The 18,537-nt window shown below is 70.5% G+C and carries 17 protein-coding genes; 14 read left to right on the forward strand and 3 right to left on the reverse strand.

The window, feature by feature from the left end; all coding sequences use genetic code 11:
- Positions 1-8: 8 nt before the first annotated feature.
- Positions 9-3,590, forward strand: coding sequence for a transcription-repair coupling factor (mfd, locus tag AB0H43_RS07315; protein WP_359997908.1), 3,582 nt, complete (start codon positions 9-11; stop codon positions 3,588-3,590).
- Positions 3,591-3,666: 76 nt separating this feature from the next.
- Here the strand turns inward: mfd and AB0H43_RS07320 are convergent, their stop codons facing one another.
- Positions 3,667-4,497, reverse strand: coding sequence for a MazG family protein (locus tag AB0H43_RS07320; protein ID WP_359997911.1), 831 nt, complete (start codon positions 4,495-4,497; stop codon positions 3,667-3,669).
- A complete protein-coding gene (locus AB0H43_RS07325; protein WP_359997914.1) occupies positions 4,497-5,183 on the reverse strand; it encodes a hypothetical protein in 687 nt (228 codons plus the stop codon). The genes AB0H43_RS07320 and AB0H43_RS07325 overlap by 1 nt, the downstream gene beginning before the upstream one ends.
- A gap of 152 nt (positions 5,184-5,335) precedes the next feature.
- On the opposite strand from AB0H43_RS07325, the gene AB0H43_RS07330 reads away from it, so the two are divergent.
- Both AB0H43_RS07330 and AB0H43_RS07335 read left to right on the forward strand, forming a co-directional pair.
- Entirely contained in the window at positions 5,336-6,448 is a 1,113-nt protein-coding gene (locus AB0H43_RS07330; protein ID WP_359997916.1) for a hypothetical protein, read from the forward strand.
- A gap of 94 nt (positions 6,449-6,542) precedes the next feature.
- Positions 6,543-8,144, forward strand: a complete 1,602-nt coding sequence (locus AB0H43_RS07335; RefSeq protein WP_359997919.1) for a DUF885 domain-containing protein — start codon at positions 6,543-6,545, stop codon at positions 8,142-8,144.
- Positions 8,145-8,156: 12 nt separating this feature from the next.
- On the opposite strand, the gene AB0H43_RS07340 is transcribed toward AB0H43_RS07335, so the two are convergent.
- Positions 8,157-8,849, reverse strand: a complete 693-nt coding sequence (locus AB0H43_RS07340) for a hypothetical protein (protein ID WP_359997921.1) — start codon at positions 8,847-8,849, stop codon at positions 8,157-8,159.
- Between the two features lie 194 nt (positions 8,850-9,043).
- Between AB0H43_RS07340 and eno the strand changes: the two genes are divergently transcribed.
- The 11 genes from eno to AB0H43_RS07395 all read left to right on the forward strand — a co-directional run bounded on the left by eno (position 9,044) and on the right by AB0H43_RS07395 (position 18,536).
- Positions 9,044-10,324, forward strand: coding sequence for a phosphopyruvate hydratase (gene eno / locus AB0H43_RS07345; RefSeq protein ID WP_359997924.1), 1,281 nt, complete (start codon positions 9,044-9,046; stop codon positions 10,322-10,324).
- 55 nt (positions 10,325-10,379) lie between these two features.
- Positions 10,380-10,910, forward strand: coding sequence for a septum formation initiator family protein (locus tag AB0H43_RS07350; protein ID WP_359997927.1), 531 nt, complete (start codon positions 10,380-10,382; stop codon positions 10,908-10,910).
- A 148-nt stretch (positions 10,911-11,058) separates the two neighbouring features.
- The gene (locus tag AB0H43_RS07355) at positions 11,059-11,574 is read left to right on the forward strand and encodes a DUF501 domain-containing protein (protein WP_359997930.1); all 516 of its coding nucleotides are present in this window, start codon (positions 11,059-11,061) and stop codon (positions 11,572-11,574) included.
- Entirely contained in the window at positions 11,567-12,067 is a 501-nt protein-coding gene (locus tag AB0H43_RS07360; protein WP_359997932.1) for an amino-acid N-acetyltransferase, read from the forward strand. Before AB0H43_RS07355 ends, AB0H43_RS07360 begins: the two co-directional genes overlap by 8 nt.
- A gap of 18 nt (positions 12,068-12,085) precedes the next feature.
- Positions 12,086-12,991 (forward strand): Ppx/GppA phosphatase family protein, encoded by a 906-nt coding sequence (locus AB0H43_RS07365; protein ID WP_359998594.1) that lies wholly within the window; start codon positions 12,086-12,088, stop codon positions 12,989-12,991.
- 19 nt (positions 12,992-13,010) lie between these two features.
- The gene (locus AB0H43_RS07370; protein WP_359997935.1) at positions 13,011-14,267 is read left to right on the forward strand and encodes an MFS transporter; all 1,257 of its coding nucleotides are present in this window, start codon (positions 13,011-13,013) and stop codon (positions 14,265-14,267) included.
- 333 nt (positions 14,268-14,600) lie between these two features.
- Positions 14,601-15,275: a dienelactone hydrolase family protein gene (locus tag AB0H43_RS07375; protein ID WP_359997938.1), complete on the forward strand. Its 675-nt coding sequence runs from the start codon at positions 14,601-14,603 to the stop codon at positions 15,273-15,275.
- A 154-nt stretch (positions 15,276-15,429) separates the two neighbouring features.
- A complete protein-coding gene (locus tag AB0H43_RS07380; RefSeq protein WP_359997941.1) occupies positions 15,430-16,134 on the forward strand; it encodes a uracil-DNA glycosylase in 705 nt (234 codons plus the stop codon).
- Positions 16,131-16,817, forward strand: coding sequence for a DUF4129 domain-containing protein (locus tag AB0H43_RS07385; RefSeq protein ID WP_359997944.1), 687 nt, complete (start codon positions 16,131-16,133; stop codon positions 16,815-16,817). The genes AB0H43_RS07380 and AB0H43_RS07385 overlap by 4 nt, the downstream gene beginning before the upstream one ends.
- Positions 16,818-16,887: 70 nt before the next feature.
- The gene (locus AB0H43_RS07390) at positions 16,888-17,448 is read left to right on the forward strand and encodes a hypothetical protein (protein WP_359997947.1); all 561 of its coding nucleotides are present in this window, start codon (positions 16,888-16,890) and stop codon (positions 17,446-17,448) included.
- Positions 17,445-18,536: a MoxR family ATPase gene (locus tag AB0H43_RS07395; RefSeq protein WP_359997950.1), complete on the forward strand. Its 1,092-nt coding sequence runs from the start codon at positions 17,445-17,447 to the stop codon at positions 18,534-18,536. The genes AB0H43_RS07390 and AB0H43_RS07395 overlap by 4 nt, the downstream gene beginning before the upstream one ends.
- Position 18,537: the final 1 nt, after the last annotated feature.

Genomic DNA, 18,537 nt, shown 5'->3' on the forward strand with positions numbered 1-18,537 from the left:
GGGACATCGTGAGGCTGGTCGGTCTGCTGGAGGCGGCACTCGCCGACCCCGCCCTCGCCCGCGCCGCCGAGCTGGCCCGCGGGGCCGAGGACGTCGACGTCACCGCGCCGGCGGCGCTGCGGCCGTTCCTCGCGGCCGCGGCCGCCCGCGCCAAGTCGGTCCTCGCCGTCACGGCGACCAGCCGCGAGGCGGACGATCTGGCCGAGGCGCTGTCCTCGTTCCTGCCGCCGGATCAGGTCGCGGCCTATCCGAGCTGGGAGACCCTGCCGCATGAGCGGCTGTCGCCTCGGTCGGACACGGTCGGCCGCCGGCTCTCGGTGCTGCGCCGGCTGGCCCATCCGGAGCTGGAGGGCCCGCTGCGCGTCGTCGTGGCACCGGTACGCAGTCTGCTCCAGCCGCAGCTGAAGGGCCTCGGCGACCTGATGCCGGTGGAGCTGTCCCCGGGGACGAGCGCCGACTTGGAGGAGGTCGCGCATCGGCTGAGCGACCTCGCGTACGCCCGGGTCGATCTGGTGACCAAGCGAGGTGAGTTCGCCGTCCGGGGTGGTCTGCTCGACGTCTTCCCGCCGACCGAGGAGCACCCGCTGCGGGTGGAGTTCTGGGGCGACGACGTCGAGGAGATCCGTTCCTTCGCCGTCGCCGACCAGCGCACGATCGAGCCGGTGGACCGGCTGGTCGCGGTGCCGTGCCGGGAACTGCTGCTGACGCCGGAGGTCCGGGGGCGCGCCGAGGCGCTGCTCGCCGAACATCCCGAGCTGGCCGAGATCCTGGAGAAGCTGGCCGAGGGCATTCCCGTCGAGGGGATGGAGTCGCTGGCCCCGGCGCTGGCCGGCGAGCACAGCATGGAGCTGCTCGTCGACTGCCTGCCCGGCGAGACCGTCGTCCTGTTGTGCGATCCCGAACGCATCCGCACCCGGGCGCACGACCTTGTGCGTACCAGCGATGAGTTCCGGCTCGCGGCGTGGGACGCGATCGCGCAGTCGGGCGCGGGCAAGGCGCCGATCGACACCGGCGACGCCGCCTTCAAGACGCTCGCCGAGGTACGCGGAGCCGCGCTGAGCCGCGGCCAGTCGTGGTGGTCGATCGCGCCGTTCGGGCTGGACTCGGGCGAGCCGGCCCGGGACGAGACCCCGTGGCTCGACGTGCCCGAGACGGTGTCGGTCAGCGACGACACCACGACGCTGCTGACCCTGGGCGGGCAGGCCGCGCCGCTGTATCACGGCGACACCGCCCGGCTGCTCGACGACCTGACCGGCTGGCTGCGCGACGGCTGGCGGGTGGCGCTGGTCTTCGAGGGCCACGGTCCGGCCCAGCGCGCCGCCGAGGTGCTGCGCGACGCGGGCGTCGGCGCGCATCTCTCCGACGCGGCCGGCCTGGCCGCCGGCGAACTGCTCATCACCACCGGCCCGCTGACGAGTGGCCTGATCGACGAGACCGCTCAGCTGGCGATCGTCACCGGGACCGACATCTCCGGCGGCCGGGGAGCGTCCACGAAGGACATGCGCAAGATGCCGTCCCGGCGGCGCAACACGATCGACCCGCTGGAGCTGCGGGCGGGCGACTACGTCGTGCACGAGCAGCACGGCATCGGCCGCTACGTCGAGCTGGTGCAGCGGCAGGTCAACGGGGCGGAGCGGGAATACCTGGTCATCGAGTACGCCCCGGCCAAGCGAGGTCAGCCGGGCGACCGGCTCTTCGTTCCGACCGACGCCCTCGACCAGCTGTCGCGCTATGTCGGCGGGGAACAGCCGACGTTGCACAAGATGGGCGGCTCGGACTGGCAGAAGGCCAAGGCGCGGGCGCGAAAGGCGGTTCGGGAGATCGCCGCCCAGCTCATCCAGCTGTACGCGGCGCGGCAGAGCGCCAAGGGACACGCGTTCGGTCTGGACACCCCGTGGCAGCGGGAGCTGGAGGACGCCTTCCCCTACACCGAGACGCCAGACCAGCTCGCCGCGATCGAGGAGGTCAAGGGCGACATGGAGAAGCCGGTGCCGATGGACCGGCTGATCTGTGGCGACGTCGGCTACGGCAAGACCGAGATCGCCGTACGCGCGGCGTTCAAGGCGGTGCAGGACGGCAAGCAGGTCGCCGTCCTCGTCCCGACGACGCTGCTCGCCCAGCAGCACTTCAACACCTTCTCCGAGCGGATGGCCCAGTTCCCGGTGCAGATCCGGCAGCTGTCGCGGTTCCAGACCCCGTCGGAGTCCACCCGCACGATCGAGATGGCGTCGGAGGGCAGCGCCGACATCGTCATCGGCACGCACCGGCTGCTGCAGCAGGCCACCCGATTCAAGCAGCTCGGGCTCGTCGTGGTGGACGAGGAGCAGCGGTTCGGGGTGGAGCACAAGGAACACCTCAAGTCGCTGCGGACCAATGTGGACGTTCTGACCATGTCGGCCACGCCGATTCCGCGTACGCTCGAAATGGCGATCACCGGAATCCGGGAGATGTCGACCATCGCCACCCCGCCGGAGGAGCGTCATCCCGTTCTGACCTATGTCGGGGCGTACGACGACAAGCAGGTCGCCGCCGCGATCCACCGGGAGCTGCTCCGCGACGGTCAGGTCTTCTACCTGCACAACCGGGTCGAGTCGATCGACAAGGCGGCCCGGCGACTCAGGGAACTCGTGCCCGACGCCCGCGTCGTCACCGCACACGGTCAGATGGGCGAGGAAGCCCTCGAAAAGGTGATGATCGGCTTCTGGGAGAAGGAGTACGACGTCCTCGTCGCCACGACGATCATCGAATCCGGCATCGACATCCCCAACGCCAACACCCTGATCCTCGAACGGGCCGACCTGCTCGGGCTGGCCCAGTTGCACCAGATCCGGGGTCGCGTGGGCCGTGGCCGGGAGCGGGCGTACGCGTACTTCCTGTATCCGCCGGAGAAGCCGCTGACCGAGCACGCCCACGAGCGACTGGCGACCATCGCCCAGCACACCGAGCTGGGCGCGGGCATGTACGTCGCGATGAAGGACCTGGAGATCCGGGGCGCGGGCAACCTCCTCGGCGGCGAGCAGTCCGGCCACATCGAGGGCGTCGGCTTCGACCTCTACGTCCGCATGGTCGGTGACGCGGTCAAGGCGTTCAAGGGCGACGTCGGCGGCGAGGAGGGCGAGGAGGCGCCCGAGGTCAAGGTGGACCTTCCCGTCGACGCCCACCTGCCGGTCGACTACATCGAGGTGGAACGGCTGCGCCTGGAGATGTACCGCAAGATCGCCAACGCCCGGTCCGGCGAGGAACTCGACGCGGTCGTCGACGAACTCACCGACCGTTACGGCGAACCGCCGGCCCCGGTCGTCAACCTCATCGCAGTGGCCCGCTTCCGGGCGCTGGCCCGGGCGTACGGGCTCACGGAGGTGTCGGTCCAAGGCAAACACCTGCGGTTCTCGCCGCTGGACCTGCCGGACAGCAAGCAGCTGCGGCTCAAGCGATACCACCCGGACGCCGTCTACAAGCCGGCCACCTCGCAGGTCAGCGTGCCGCGACCGGCCACTCGCCGGATCGGCGGGGAGCCGCTGCGCGACCAGGCGCTGCTGGAGTGGTGCGCTCAGGCGCTGTCCGACGTCCTCGGACCACCTGCGCCGTGAGCTTCGTGATCATTGCGTCAGGCATGTCGTTTCATCGGACATTTCGTCGCGTGAAACGACGTGGCTGACGCAATGATCACGCTTCTTCGGTGACCCGCCGGAGTGCCTCACGCAGGGCGTCGGCGGCGTCCTCGTCCCGCGACGACTTCGCCAGCGTCACCAGCGCCGAGGCGAGCGACGTCGTCGGCCGGGGCGGGTAGGCGGCTTTCTCGGCGGCCTTGACCGCGTTCCAGTTGGTCACGATCTCGTCGAGGTCGTCGGTCTCCCGACCGGGCTCGAAGACGTGCGGATTCCGGCGGATCATCTTCTCGACGAATTCCCCGGCCACGTCGTCGATGGTCCAGCGCTCGTCCTCGGTGAGTTCCTCCGCGATCCGCGCATGCAGGAGGACCTGCAACAGGACGTCGCCGATCTCCCCGCGCAGCGCGTCGAGGTCGTCGGCCAAGATCGCGTCGTACGCCTCGTACGCCTCCTCCAGCAGGTAGCGCGCGAGGGACTGGTGGGTCTGCGAGCGTTTCCAGGCGTCGTCGGCGCGGAGGCGGTCCATGACGGCGACCGCGTCGAGGAGGCGGGCGCCCGGCGGATCCCAGGAGCCGTAGAGCAGCTCCATCTCGGCCAGCTCCGGAGTGCTCGCCAGTTTGAGGCCGAGTTCCCGGGCCAGCCGTTGGTCGCCGTCCGGCGCGGCGAGCCACACGACGGTGCCGTCGCCGGCCGCCGCCAGCAATGCCGCCGCGGTCGGCGACGGCAAGATCGTGACGTCGGCTCCGTTCGCGCGCAGGGCGGTGGTCTGCGCGTTCTCCGCCCCGGTCAGCACCGGGTACGCGCGTACCAGGTCCCAGGCTTGCGCGGTGAGCAGTCCGGCCGGCAGTCGCGGGGACGTGACGAGCAGGACGATGCGAGCCGTCATCAGCTCTGGACGGCGCCCGCGGGCTGGGTCGCTTCGGGCGTCGGCGCGTCGATGACGCTGTTGTTGGCCGGGTCGCCGAGCTGCAGGACGACGGGCACGTTGCCGGGCGCGCCGACCGAGATGCTCAGCGAGCGGTAGCGAGGGCTGACGGAGATGTCCTGCTTGGCGGTGGCGTCGGCCCACATCCGGCGCAGGGCCAGCGTCTGCACGACCTCCTGGCTGCCGCTGAGTTCCGGCTTGACCTGCTCGAAGGTCACGCCCGGCTGGATCGCGCCGACCTTGATCGCGTCTTCGTAGAACCAGCGCAGGTCCTCGTCGCTGACCTTGGTGCCGGCGTCGGGCGCGCCGTAGATGCAGCTGTGCATCTCCAGACGCAGCCGGCCGATCTCGGTGGCCTGGTCGAGCCCTTCGGTCGACAGCGCCTGCGCACCCTTCTGGGTGTCGGGCGAGAAGCCTTCGTCGGCCGCGAACTGCTTGCAGGCGTTGGCGAGCACGAAGCTCAGCACGACGCCCTCGCGGGTGATCCGGCCGCCCGTGCTGTCGACCATCTCGGTCACCTGCGTCTCGGTGAGCCGGCTGTCGCCGACGTACGCCGCGGCGGTCGGCGCCGATCGGCAGCCGGCCAGGGCGAGCGCGGCCAGGGCGCCGGCCACGGCGGCAGTGGTCAGTCGGCGGTGTGTACGCACAGCGGCCTCCAGAAATCGACGGTCCGGCAGGCAGCTTACTCATGGTCGGGATCTCAGGGAGAGTTCGGGGACGCGGTGGATACCCAAGCGGCGTGTCGCACGGCAGAATTCCCTGAACGTTCGTGCCCCTTCTATCGAGACGAGTTGACCCAGTGACGATCTTGACGTTGCCGCCCACGGACTGGGCTCGCATCGCCATCTCCGGGCCGACCGAGGAGCAGCGCCCCGCCACGGTGCTGCTGGTCTACCGGTTGTGGCTGGTGGCGTTCCTCCTCAAGATGCTGGGCTCCACCTGGGACATGTCGTGGCACTTCAAGTGGCTCCGCGACGACCTGGCCCCGCCGCATCTGCTCAACACCATCGGCACCGTGCTCGCCGTCGCGCTCGTCATCTTCCAGGTGCGTACCGGTGTCGGCGTGGACAGGCGGGCGCGCAACCTGATCGTCGCGGGCACCGGAATGTTCCTCATCGCCATCCCGATCGACATCCTCAACCACCGGATCAACGGGCTGGACATCACCGCCTGGTCGCCTAGCCACGCGCTGCTCTACATCGGCACGGCCTTCATGATCCTCGGCGTGGCGCACGGCTTCGGGATCAGCACCGCCGCCGGCCGCGTACGCACGATCGGGCTGGGCCTGGCCTGGTTCTTCTTCCTGGAGAACGTGCTCTTCCCCAGCCAGCACCAGGAGTACGGCGTGCTGTCGCTGAAGGCGTACCTGGCGGGCAAGCCCTATGCCGAGCCGATCCTGCTGAAGTTCGCCGCCGACCAGCTCGGCCGTCCGGTCGACACGATCGCGATCACGAACTTCTCGCTGCCGGTCGGCTCGTGGGTCTACCCGGTGTGGCTCGTCGGGGCGGCGATGTTGGCCCTGGTCGCGGCGCGGATCTTCGTCGGCGCGCGCTGGACGGCCACCGTTCTGGCGGCGGCGTACGTCGCGTACCGGTGTGTCGTCTGGGGCATCCTCTACGGCACCGGATTCCCGCCCTCGGCCGTCCCGTTCGCGCTGCTCGCCGGGGCGATCGTGGTGGACCTGGCGTTCCTGCTCGGCACCGTGAGCGGCGCCGAGCGTACGCTCCCCGGCCGGGTCGGCGTGGCGGTCCTCGGCGCGGCGCTGACCGCGGCGGCGCTCGGCGGTGGCCTTTACGCCCAGGCTCAGCTGGTCGCCCCACCCGTCCGGTACGCGGTCCTGCCGCTCGCCGCGCTCGCCCTCGCGGTCGGGTGGGCGGCGTTGACCGTCCGCCGCGACCCCGCCCGGCGATAGCGGCAGATCAGGGTTCTCGGTCGAATCATGGCCCATGATTCGACCGAGAACCCTGATCCAGCGCCCAAAAGTGGGGTACCGGTAGGGTCGGGGGATGGAGTTCGCGCCGCTGGCCGAGAAGATCGTCGACGCCGTCCTGGAGTCGGACCCCGTCGCGGCGAGCTACGCCGGCGATCACCGATTCGACCATCGCCTTCCCGATCTGAGCACCGAGGGCGTCGCGGCCGACGTGGCGATGCTGCGCGAGGCCGCGCATGCGTTGTCCCAGGTGGACGCGGACACGCTGGACCCGGCTGACCAGGTCGACCACGAGATCCTGTCCAGCATCGTGGACCGGCAGATCTTCGAGCGGTCCGACGTGCGGGAACACGAGTGGAACCCGCTCGTGCACAACCCGGGCGCCCTGCTGCACGCGCTGATGTCGCGCCCGTTCGCGCCGGTCGAGGAACGCCTGGAGTCGCTGGCGCTCCGGCTCGCCTTCGTCCCGGACGCGCTGGCCACCGCGCGTACCCTGCTCGACGGCTGCCCGCAGATCCATCTGGAGACCGCGGTCGGCCAGTTCCAGGGCTCCGCCGACCTCATCCGGGACTCCCTGCCGCCGATGATCGCGCAGGTCCCGGCGATGGAGTCGGTGGTCGGCCCGGTCGCCGAGGCGGCGGTCCGCGCGCTGGAGGAGTTCTCCGGGTGGCTGGGCCGCCAGCGTCCGGTGCGCGATCCGCGCCTCGGCCGCAAACTGTTCGAGGCCCGCCTCTGGCACACGCTCGACACCCAGTTGTCCGCGGCCGAGATCCTGGACCGCGCGGAGGCCAACCTCGAGCGGGTCACGGCGGAGATCCGCGAGGCGGCCGCCCAGGTCGCGGGTGGTCCCGCTACAGATCAAGGGGTACGCGCAGCGCTGCGGTCGTTGTCCGAGCAGCGGCCGGCGAACGACACGATCGTGGAGCTGGCCCGGGTGACGATGGACGAGACGACCGAGTTCGTCCGATCGAACGACCTCGTCTCCCTGGTCGACGACCCGTGCGTCCTGGAGGAGATGCCCGAGTTCGCCCGGGGTGTCGCGGTGGCCTACTGCGACTCGCCGGGGCCGCTGGAGACGGCGGACGTCCCGACCTTCTACTGCATCGCGCCGACCCCGCGGGACTGGTCGCCCGAGCTGGTCGACTCGTTCTACCGCGAATACAACGACCACATGGTCCGCAACCTGACCGTGCACGAGGCGATGCCCGGGCACTATCTCCAGTTGGCGCACGCCCGCCGCTACCGGGGGTCCACCCGCGTACGCGCGCTGGGCTCGTCCGGCTCGTTCGTCGAGGGCTGGGCCGTGTACGCCGAGGAGATCATGGCCGACCACGGTTTCGGCGGTCTGCCCGTACGCCTCCAGCAGCTCAAGATGCAGTTGCGGATGACGATCAACGCGATCCTGGATCAGCTCGTGCATTGCGAAGGGCTGGCCGAGGCGGATGCGATGGCCTTGATGACCGAGCGCGGCTTCCAGGAGGAGGGGGAGGCGGCCGGGAAGTGGCGGCGGGCTCTGCTGACCTCCACGCAGCTGTCGACCTACTTCGTGGGCTGGTCGGAGGTGTCGGCGATCGGCCGCGCCCGGCCGGCGGGCACCCCGGCCCGGGAGTGGCACGACGCCATGCTCGCGCACGGCTCGCCGTCGCCGCGCCACCTGCGGACGCTGCTCGGGCTGTGAGCCGAGCGGGGCTCAGAGCGCCGAGATCGTCGGCTGAGGCTCGGTCGTCGCGAACGAGTCCTCGGCCGCGTTCGGCGTGTACTGAGTCAGCGCGAACTCGATCGGCGTGCCGTCGACCGTCCCGGTGAAGCTGCCGAGGACGTTGTCGGTGGTCACGCAGACCTCGAAGTCGTAGACCTTGCCGTCCTTGTTGCCGCTGACCTCGACGCAGCTGGACGGCCGCCCCGCGATGGTGGTGTCGCGCTGCTCGATGTCGCTCCGCAGGTCGAGGGCGGCCGCCGTGAGGAGCGCGCTCACCTTCTGCGTCGGCAGGAGACCGTGTTTGAGCAGCTCCGAGGTGTCGGCCTGGGGAGTGGCCGAGGCCGGGGCGGCGGTCATCGTGCAGACGGCCGGTTCGCCGGAGCATCGAGTGGTGGCCTGCGGCGTCAAGATCATCGCGCCGCCCGTCCACCGGTACGCCGTCCGCCGGGGCTCCTTGGACTGTGTCACGGTCGCGATCGCCCCACCGGCGAGCTGGTAGCGCGCTGTGTAGTCGGCGGCGGGCGGCTGGTTCAGCCGGGCGGCCAGATCGTTGACCAGGTCGGTGCGGTCGATCGGCGGTGTGGTGCCGCCGCAGCCGGTCAATACCAGCAGACCGGCCACGATCGGGCCGGCCAGGATGAGCAGAGTGGCGTGCCGCCGTAACCGGCGCTCCCCGGGTCGCACGCTACTCACCCTCGCTCATGAGATCGATTCACCGCAACGTGGATGTCCGATTCCCGAAACTATGCGCAGAATCTCCGTTCAGCTGATGTACCTCCGGCCGATCGGCGTCCGCCTCACGGCTCCGCGATAGGCTGCGGGTGATTTCGCACCGCAGAGTCGCGGCGCCCAGCGCAGACATCACGAGGAGCAACACTGTGGCCACCATCGAGGGATTCGTCGCACGGGAGATTCTGGACTCGCGGGGCAACCCGACCGTCGAGGTGGAGATCGGCCTCGACGACGGCACCATCGAGCGCGCCGCCGTTCCGTCCGGCGCGTCCACCGGGGCGTTCGAGGCGATCGAGCTGCGGGACGGCGACAAGGGCCGCTACGGCGGCAAGGGCGTGCAGAAGGCCGTCGCCAACATCACCGACAAGATCGTCGACGAGCTGATCGGCTACGAGGCGAGCGAGCAGCGCCTGATCGACGCCAAGATGCTGGAGCTCGACGGCACGCCGGACAAGTCGAACCTCGGCGCCAACGCGATGCTGGGCGTGTCGCTGGCGGTCGCCAAGGCCGCCGCGAAGAGCGCCGAGCTGTCGCTGTTCCGCTACGTCGGCGGCCCGAACGCGCACCTGCTGCCGGTGCCGATGATGAACATCCTCAACGGCGGAGCGCACGCGGACTCCAATGTGGATGTCCAGGAGTTCATGATCGCCCCGATCGGCGCGCCCACCTTCGCCGAGGCGCTGCGCTCCGGGGCCGAGGTCTACCACGCCCTCAAGTCGGTCTTGAAGAAGAAGGGCCTGTCGACCGGCCTGGGCGACGAGGGCGGCTTCGCCCCCGACCTGCCGTCCAACGCCGCCGCCCTGGACCTGATCGGCGAGGCCGTCGCCGCCGCCGGGTACGCCCTGGGCAAGGACATCGTGCTCGCCATGGATGTCGCCGCCACCGAGTTCTACCAGGACGGGTCCTACGTCTTCGAGGGCGCGCCCAAGTCGACCGACGAGATGATCGCCTACTACGCGAAGCTGGTCGAGTCCTACCCGATCGTGTCGATCGAGGACCCGCTGGCCGAGGACGACTGGGCGGGCTGGTCGTCGATCACCGCTCAGCTCGGCTCGAAGCTGCAGATCGTCGGCGACGACCTGTTCGTGACCAACCCGCAGCGCATCGCCCGCGGCATCGCCGAGGGCGCGGCCAACGCCGTCCTCGTCAAGGTCAACCAGATCGGCACCCTGACCGAGACGCTGGACGCGGTCGAGCTGGCCCACCGCAACGGCTACCGCTGCATGATGAGCCACCGTTCCGGCGAGACCGAGGACACCACGATCGCCGACCTCGCCGTCGCGACCGGGTGTGGCCAGATCAAGACCGGCGCCCCGGCGCGGTCCGACCGGGTCGCGAAGTACAACCAGCTGCTGCGTATCGAGGAGGAGCTGGACGACGCCGCGCGGTACGCCGGTGCCGCCGCGTTCCCGCGGTACAAGGGCTGACTCACCGGAAAGATAAGACCGCCGGTGGAGAGATCGATCCGGCTAAGGTGAACGCATGACGCAGCGCCGGACGCCGAGTGGGCAGGGTCCCGCACGGCGCTCCGGCGCGCGTACGACCCGCGACGGCCGGTCGGCGGCCCGTCCGGCCACCGCCCGCCGCACGGTTTCGGCCGGAGCGGCGGCGCGGACGACGGCCAAGGGCCAGCGGCGGTTGACCGGCCGCGCCGTGATCCTGCTCGTCGTGCTGATCGCGCTCGCTCTGGCGTACGTGTATCCGCTGCGGGTCTACTTCGGTCAGCAGGACGAGATCTCGGCGATCCAGGCCGACCAGGCCCGGCAGCGGGCGCACATCGCCGAGCTGGAGCAGACCCGGCAGAAGTGGGACGACCCGGAATACGTGCGGATCCAGGCCCGGCGGCGGCTGTTCTACGTCCGTCCCGGTGAGGTTCCGCTGGTGCCGATCTGGGCGCCGGAGTGGGCCGCTCGCGAGGCCGGTGTGCAGCCCGAGCCCGCCGAGAACTCCGACCGCCCTTGGTACGAGACTCTGTGGGGCAGCGTCGGCGCCGCCGGCTCGAAGACCGAATAGCGTCAAGGACCGAGCGGCGCCGTTTGTCACAGCGCCGCCGGCTCGAAGACCGAATAGCGTCAAGGACCGAGCGGCGCCGTTTGTCACAGCGCCGCCGGCTCGAAGACCGAATAGCCGGCTCACAGCAGACCAAACGATGGGGGACTAGATGGACCGGGACCTCGTCCCGCCGCCGGTGCGTACGCCGGCCACCGCCGAGGATCTGGACGTCGTCGGCCGTCAGCTCGGCCGCCCGCCCCGCGGTACGCGAGCCGTCGCGCACCGCTGCCCGTGCGGCAATCCCGACGTCGTGGAGACGACGCCCCGCCTCGACGACGGCACGCCGTTCCCCACGCTCTACTACTTGACCTGTCCACGGGCGGTCGCGGCGTGCAGCCGGCTGGAGTCCGAAGGGCTCATGAAGGATCAGCAGGCGCGGCTGGCGATCGATCCGGAGCTCGCGGCGGCGTACCAGCGGGCGCACGAGGACTACCTGGCCAAGCGCGAGGCGATCATGCACGTCGAGGAGATCGCCGGAGTCTCCGCGGGCGGCATGCCGAGCCGGGTGAAGTGCCTGCATGTGCAGCTCGGGCACGCCCTGGCCGCCGGGCCTGGGGTGAGCCCGATGGGCGACGAGGTGATCGAGACGATCGAACCGTGGTGGAGTGGTGGCCCCTGTGTCTGAGGCGATCGTCCGGCGCGCCCGGACCGGCGACGTGCGCGGCATCCGCCGCCTCGTCGACGTCTACTCCCCACAGCGCCGGCTGCTCAGCAAGGCGACGGTGACGCTCTACGAGGACGTCCAGGAGTTCTGGGTCGCCGAGCTGGACGGCGAGGTCGTCGGGTGCGGGGCGATCCACGTGATGTGGGAGGACCTCGCCGAGGTACGCACGGTCGCGGTCGACCCGGCCGTCCGCGGGCGCAAGATCGGCCACGCCATCGTCAGCGCCCTCCTGGATCAGGCCCGGGAACTGGGCGTACGCCGAGTCTTCGCGCTCACCTTCGAGACCGACTTCTTCCGCTCGTTCGGCTTCGTCGAGATCGACGGCGCCCCTGTTCCGTCCGCCGTCTACGAGCAGCTGCTGCGGTCGTACGACGAGGGCGTGGCCGAATTCCTCGCGTTGGAACGGGTCAAGCCCAACACTCTCGGCAACACCCGCATGCTGCTCGTGCTCTAAGGGGGCCTGATGACCAGGGTGGCCGCGATCGACTGTGGCACCAACTCGATCCGTCTACTGATCGCCGACTTCGACGGCGACCGCGCGACCGACGTCAGCCGCCGCATGGAGATCGTCCGGCTCGGCCAAGGCGTGGACGCCACCGGACGGCTCGCTCCCGAGGCGATCGAACGAACCCGGGTGGCGCTCTCGGCGTACAAGTCGGAAATCGACGAAGCCGGCGCCACCGCGGTCCGCATGGTCGCGACCAGCGCGAGCCGGGACGCCGCGAACGCAGCAGATTTCCACGACATGGTGGTGGCGACGCTGGGCCACGAGCCGGAGGTGATCAGCGGCGAGGAGGAGGCGCGGCTGTCCTTCGACGGCGCGGTCCGCGGACTGGACGCCGAGCCGCCGTTCCTGGTCGTCGACATCGGTGGGGGCTCGACGGAGTTCGTGCTGGGCGACGCCACCGGGGTGAGCGGCGCGATCAGCGTGGACGTCGGCTGCGTCCGGATGACCGAGCGGCACCTCCACAACGACCCGCCGGACCTGGACGAGCTGGAAGCGGCCACCGCCGACATCGCCAAGGCCGTCGACCACGCGTTGACCGTCGTCCCCGGTACGCAGGCCCGCACGCTGGTCGGCCTGGCCGGCTCGGTGACCACGGTGACCGCGATCGCACTGGGGCTGACCAGCTACCAGCCGGAGCGGATCCACCACGCGCGGGTGAGCCGGGAGGAGGTCGCGCTGGTGACCGCCGGTTTGGCCGAGATGACGCGCGATCAACGGGCTGGGATCGGGGTCATGCACCCCGGCCGGGTCGACGTCATCGTGGCGGGCGCGCTGATCCTCCGGACGATCATGGAGAAGACCGGCTCCGCGTTCGTGCTCGCCTCGGAGCACGACATCCTCGACGGCATCGCCCTGTCGCTGCTCCGCTAGCCGAGTAGGGTGAGCGATCATGAGCGCGCTCACCCCGCTGCGCCACGCCCCCTTCCGGTATCTGTTGCTCGGTCGCACCACCAGCATGCTGGGCAACTCGATCGCCCCCATGGCGTTGGCCTTCGCCGTCCTCGACCTCACCGGGTCGGTCCGTGACCTCGGGTTCGTGGTCGCCGCCCGATCCCTGACGAACGTCGTCTTCATCCTGTTCGGCGGCGTCGTGGCCGACCGCCTGCCCCGGCGGCTGGTGATGATCGGGTCGAACACGCTGGCCGCCCTGACCCAGTGCGTGGTCGCGGTCCTGCTGTTCACCCATTCGGCGACGTTCGGCCTGCTCATGGCGTTGGCCGCGATGAACGGGCTGGTGTCGGCCTTCTCCTGGCCGGCGATGTCGGCGATCGCCGGGCAGGTGGTCCCGGACGAGATCCGGCAGCAGTCCAACGCCTTGATCCGGCTGTCGGTCAACGTCGTCGGCATCGGCGGCGCGGCCGTCGGCGGTCTGCTCGTCGCGGCGTTCGGCTCCGGGTGGAGCATCGCGATCGACGCGGCGTCGTTCGGGCTGGCCGCGGTGTTCTTCGCGTTCATCCGGGTCACCTCGGTGCGTACCGCCCGGGAGCGGACCTCCACGCTGCACGAATTGCGAGTCGGCTGGCGGGAGTTCGTCGCCCGGCCCTGGTTGTGGTCGGTGGTCGCCGGATTCTGCGTCCTCAACATGATGCTCGCCGCCGGGCTGTCGGTGCTCGGGCCGTCCGTCGCGGACGAGACCTTCGGGCGGACGGCGTGGGGTCTGGTCGTCAGCGCCGAACTCGCTGGACTGGCCCTCGGCGGCCTGGTCGCGCTGCGCCTCAAAGTACGCCGATTCCTGCTGATCGGCGTGATCGCGATGGCGCCGGTCGCCCCGGTGCTGCTCGCACTCGGCCTCGCCCCGTACGCCCCGCTGCTCATCGGGCTGAACCTGCTGGCCGGGATCGGCATCGAGATCTTCGGCGTCTCCTGGGAGACGAGCATGCAGCGGCATGTCCCGGCCGACCTGCTGGCCCGGGTGTACTCGTGGGACATGCTCGGCTCGATCGTCGCGATGCCGGTTGGGCAGGCGATCGCGGGGCCGGTCGCGGCCGCCGTCGGCACCTCGACCGCACTGGTCGGCGCCGGGCTGCTGAGCCTGCTCGCCGTGCTCGGGATGGTGCTCGTGCCGGCCGTACGCAACCTGGACAACACCCCGGTCGCGGCCGTGGGCGAGACGGAACCCGCGCCGGACGCAGTCGCGGCGGCTTGAGCCGGTCGCGTTGTGCGCTTCGCGTTGTGGGCTTCTCGCGTTATCCGGAATAACGCTGTCTTCGCGGGCTGGCTAAGCAGCGTTATGCCGGATAACGCCATCTTCGCGGGCCGGCTAAGCAGCGTTATCCCGGATAACGCTCGGCAACCGCGCCCGGATGGGCGCACCGACCGCCTGGATGAGTGCGACAGCGCCCGGAAGTCGGCACGTGAGGACCGCGACTTTTACATCGCACGCCTTCCCCTTTATGGGTAGACCATGGTTGGCTACGCCCAACACGTCCTGACCCTGGGCGAACAGCCAACGACGTCTGACCGACAGGAGGACCCATCCGTGGGCGAAAAGGTGAGCTTCGGTGCGGGCAGCGAGGGGTACTTGGCGCTGCCGGCGGCCGGTGACGGACCGGCGGTGTTGGTCATCCAGGAGTGGTGGGGACTGGTCTCGCACATCACCGGGCTGGCCGATCGGTTCGCCGAGGCCGGCTTCGTCGCGCTCGCCCCGGACTTCTACCACGGTGAGAACACGACCGAGCCGGATGAGGCTCGTCGTCTCCTGATGGAGCTGGCGTTGCCGCAGGCGGCGGCCGACATCGCCGGCGCGGCCGCGTACCTCCAGTCGCTGGAGCAGGTCACCGGCAAGGTGGGCGTCGTCGGGTTCTGCGCCGGTGGCAGCCTGGCACTGTGGTCGGCCACCGTCGCGCCCGAGCAGATCGCCGCGGTGACGGCGTTCTACCCCGGTGGCTACACCGAGAAGCTCGCCCCCCAGTGGTCGGCGTACGCCGGTAAGCCGGTGCTAGTCCACTGTGCGGAGGAGGACGGCACGTCGACGGCGCCGCACATCCAGGCGGCGGTCAAGGGCATCGAGGCGGCGGGCGGCACCGCGACGGTCTACGACTACCCCGGCACCGATCACGCCTTCTTCAACGACGACCGGCCGGAGCACTACCATCGCGAGGCCGCGACCCTGTCCTGGGCTCGAACGCTGGACTTCTTCCGCAGCACCCTGTAGGACAAGCGCACAGACTTGCGGCCCCCGAGACTCCTTCCCCGGGGGCCGCTTTACGTGCGTGGGTCACCTTGCCTGCGGGTGCGGCTTCGCGTGCATGGACGGCTTTACGTGCGTGGGGGCAAACGCGGCCAACCCGGACCGCTAGGCTGTGCCGGTGACCGCTGCCGACCTTGCCGCACTGGACGAGGAGGTCACCTACTGCCGGGCTTGCCCGCGGCTCGTCGAGTGGCGGGAGAAGGTGGCGCGGGAGAAGCGCGCCGCGTTCCGGGACCAGACCTACTGGGGCCGCCCGGTGCCCGGCTTCGGGCCGAGCGATGCTCGCATCCTGGTCCTGGGGCTCGCTCCGGCCGCGCACGGCGCGAACCGTACGGGGCGCATGTTCACCGGCGATCGCAGCGGTGAGGTGCTCTATGCCGCGCTCTACCGGGCCGGGCTCGCCACCAAGCCGGTCAGCCTGAGCGCCGACGACGATCTGCGGCTCATCGGGACCCGGATCACCGCGCCGGTGAAGTGCGCGCCGCCCGCGAACAAGCCCGAGATCTCCGAGCGCGACAACTGCGCGCACTGGCTCCATCGCGAGATTCGCGATCTACCGGATCTCCGGGTCGTGGTCACGCTCGGCGCGTTCGGCTGGGCGGCGTGGTGGCAGGCGCAGGAGCCGGTCTACGGCGTCCGGCCGCCGTCGCCGCGTCCGCGGTTCGGCCACGGCGCCGTCCATCGCACGCCTGGACAGCCGGTCGTCCTCGGTTGCTACCACGTGTCGCAGCAGAACACCTTTACCGGACGTCTCACACCCGCCATGCTGGACGACGTGTTCCGGCACGCACGGTCGCTCGCCGGAGAGGAGTCGCGGGGGTGAACGTGCTGCGCCGCTTCTGGCCGCTGTCGGCGGTGGTGGGCCTGCTGGTGATCGCGGGCTTCGCCGCGGCGACCGGTTCGCTGCCGCTCCGCCCGGCGCCGCTGGACGCGGATTCGGTCAACGAGCCGCCGCCGACCTGGGACCCCCATCTGGCCTCCCGAGAGCCACTTCGCACGCCCGGCGCCGCCGCGGAACGGATCGAGGTCTCCCCGGCGCTGATCCTCGCGATGCAGGTCATCTGCCTGCTCGTGGTGGTCGCGGTGATCGGGCTGCTCGTGGTGCTGCTGGTCCGCGGGGTGGCGCAGCGCCGCGTCGCCTTCGACGCCCCAGGGGTACGCCCAACGCAGCGACAGACGACCGAGGAGTTGCTGGCCGCAGTCGACCAAGGCCTGGTGGAGCTGGACGACGACGGCGATCCCCGGCGGGCGGTCATCGTCTGCTGGGTGCGCCTGGAACGGGCGGCCGAGGCGGCGGGCGTACCGCGTAAGCCGGGCGACACCTCGACCGATCTGGTCGTGCGGCTGCTCGACGCGCGGGCGATCAACCGGACCGTGCTGAACGACTTCGCCTCCGTCTATCGGGAGGCGCGCTACTCGCCGCACCCGGTCACGGCGGCCACCCGGGACGACGCGCGTGCCGCTCTGCGGCTGCTGCGGGACGAACTCGGGACGGTGGTCGCATGAACGACCGAAGGTTGGTCATCATCAGGCGCAGTCTTGCTCACGCAGTCGCCGGCCGAAGGACGGTGGTCGCGTGAGTCAATCCAGCATCGACGAGCTGCTTGGCGGTGCGTACGAGGACGACGAGCGCCCGCAGCGCTCGGGCCGGTCGGCTTCGGCGTACGCGAAGGCCCTCGTCGCCGTTCTGGCGTTGACCGCGGTCGGGGTGGCTGCGCTGCGTACGGCCAAGCTCGACGCGCCCGCCTGGTTCATCTTCCTCGTGAGCTGTGCTCTCGTCCTCGTCTACATCACCCTGCGGGGCGTACGCCCACCGTTGCCGCCGCGTGCCGCCGGCCGCCGCCATCTGCCCGACACCGCGCCGGACGGGCTGCGGCACGCGGTGAAGCGGTGGGAGGCCCGGCTGGAGTGGTGTCACGCCGACGCGGGGGCGTTCAACCGTAAGGTGATCCCGGCGCTCGGCGAGGTCGTCGACGAACGGCTGCGCCAACGGCATGGCATCACCCGCGAATCCGACCCGGTTCGCGCCCGGAACATCGTCGGCGAGCCACTGTGGAGTTTCCTGTCCACGCCGGTACGCCGCCCGCCGGCCCCGCGGGAGCTGGCCAATCTGATCGCCTGGATGGAGCGGATATGACGAAGAACCTCACTCCGGCCGAGGTCGGCCGGGTCGCGGCGCAGGTGCTGGACCGGGTCGGCACCGTCGTGGTCGGCAAGCGCGCCGCCTTGGAGCTGGTCTTCGCGGGCATCCTCGCCGGTGGTCACGTGCTTCTGGAGGACCTGCCCGGCCTCGGCAAGACGCTGACCGCGCGGATGTTCGCTCAGGCGCTCGGGTTGGACTTCCGGCGTCTGCAGTTCACGCCGGACCTGCTGCCCGCCGACGTGACCGGGTCGTTCCTCTACGACCAGCGCAGTCACGACTTCACCTTCCGGGCCGGGCCGATCTTCACGAACCTGCTCCTCGCCGACGAGATCAACCGGACGCCGCCGAAGACGCAGGCCGCCCTGCTCGAGGCGATGCAGGAGAAGCAGGTCTCGGTCGAAGGCGTCACCTATCGGCTGGAGGCGCCGTTCCACGTGCTCGCGACGGCCAACCCGATCGAGTACGAGGGCACCTATCCGCTGCCCGAGGCCCAGCTCGACCGGTTCCTCCTGCGGGTCAGCTTCGGCTACCCGGACGCCGCCGAGGAGTGGAACGTGCTGCGCCGCCGGATGGCGCGTCAGCGGGAGGAAGCCGTCGTCGAGGCCGTGGTCGACGCCGCGACCCTGCTCCAGATGCAGGCCGCGCTGGAGACCGTCGAGGTCGAAGACTCCATCGGGCAGTACATCGTCGCGCTGACCGCGGCGACCCGCTCGCATCCGTCGGTGCTGGTCGGCGCTTCGCCGCGGGGTTCGCTCGCGCTGATGCTTTTGGCCCGGGCGCGGGCGGTGATGGCCGGTCGGGACTATGTGATCCCCGAAGACGTCAAAGAGGTCGCCGTTCCGGCGCTCGCTCACCGGATCACGCTGCGTCCGGAGATGTGGCTGAAGCGGGTCGACCCCGGTTCGGTCGTCACCGACGTGCTCGCCTCCACCCCGGCTCCGGCGAGCGGGGCGCTGCCCGCGTACGGGCAGTCGGGCGCGCCGGGACCGCGGCCGAGCCCGGCCCGGCCGCAGAACGAGGAGTGGGAGTACGCCGAGCCCGACGAGCCGGCCGACCCCTACCGTTACCCGGCGCGAGGCTGAC

The organism is Hamadaea sp. NPDC050747 (genome assembly GCF_040654195.1).
Taxonomy (GTDB): Bacteria; Actinomycetota; Actinomycetes; order Mycobacteriales; family Micromonosporaceae; genus Hamadaea.

Bases quoted from the DNA above. Each gene is read 5' to 3' on its own strand.
- AB0H43_RS07335 (WP_359997919.1), top strand. From the start codon at position 6,543: ATGGAGTTCGCGCCGCTGGCCGAGAAGATCGTCGACGCCGTCCTGGAG.
- AB0H43_RS07320 (WP_359997911.1), bottom strand. From the start codon at position 4,497: ATGACGGCTCGCATCGTCCTGCTCGTCACGTCCCCGCGACTGCCGGCC.
- AB0H43_RS07395 (WP_359997950.1), top strand. From the start codon at position 17,445: ATGACGAAGAACCTCACTCCGGCCGAGGTCGGCCGGGTCGCGGCGCAG.
- AB0H43_RS07350 (WP_359997927.1), top strand. From the start codon at position 10,380: ATGACGCAGCGCCGGACGCCGAGTGGGCAGGGTCCCGCACGGCGCTCC.
- AB0H43_RS07355 (WP_359997930.1), top strand. From the start codon at position 11,059: ATGGACCGGGACCTCGTCCCGCCGCCGGTGCGTACGCCGGCCACCGCC.
- AB0H43_RS07370 (WP_359997935.1), top strand. From the start codon at position 13,011: ATGAGCGCGCTCACCCCGCTGCGCCACGCCCCCTTCCGGTATCTGTTG.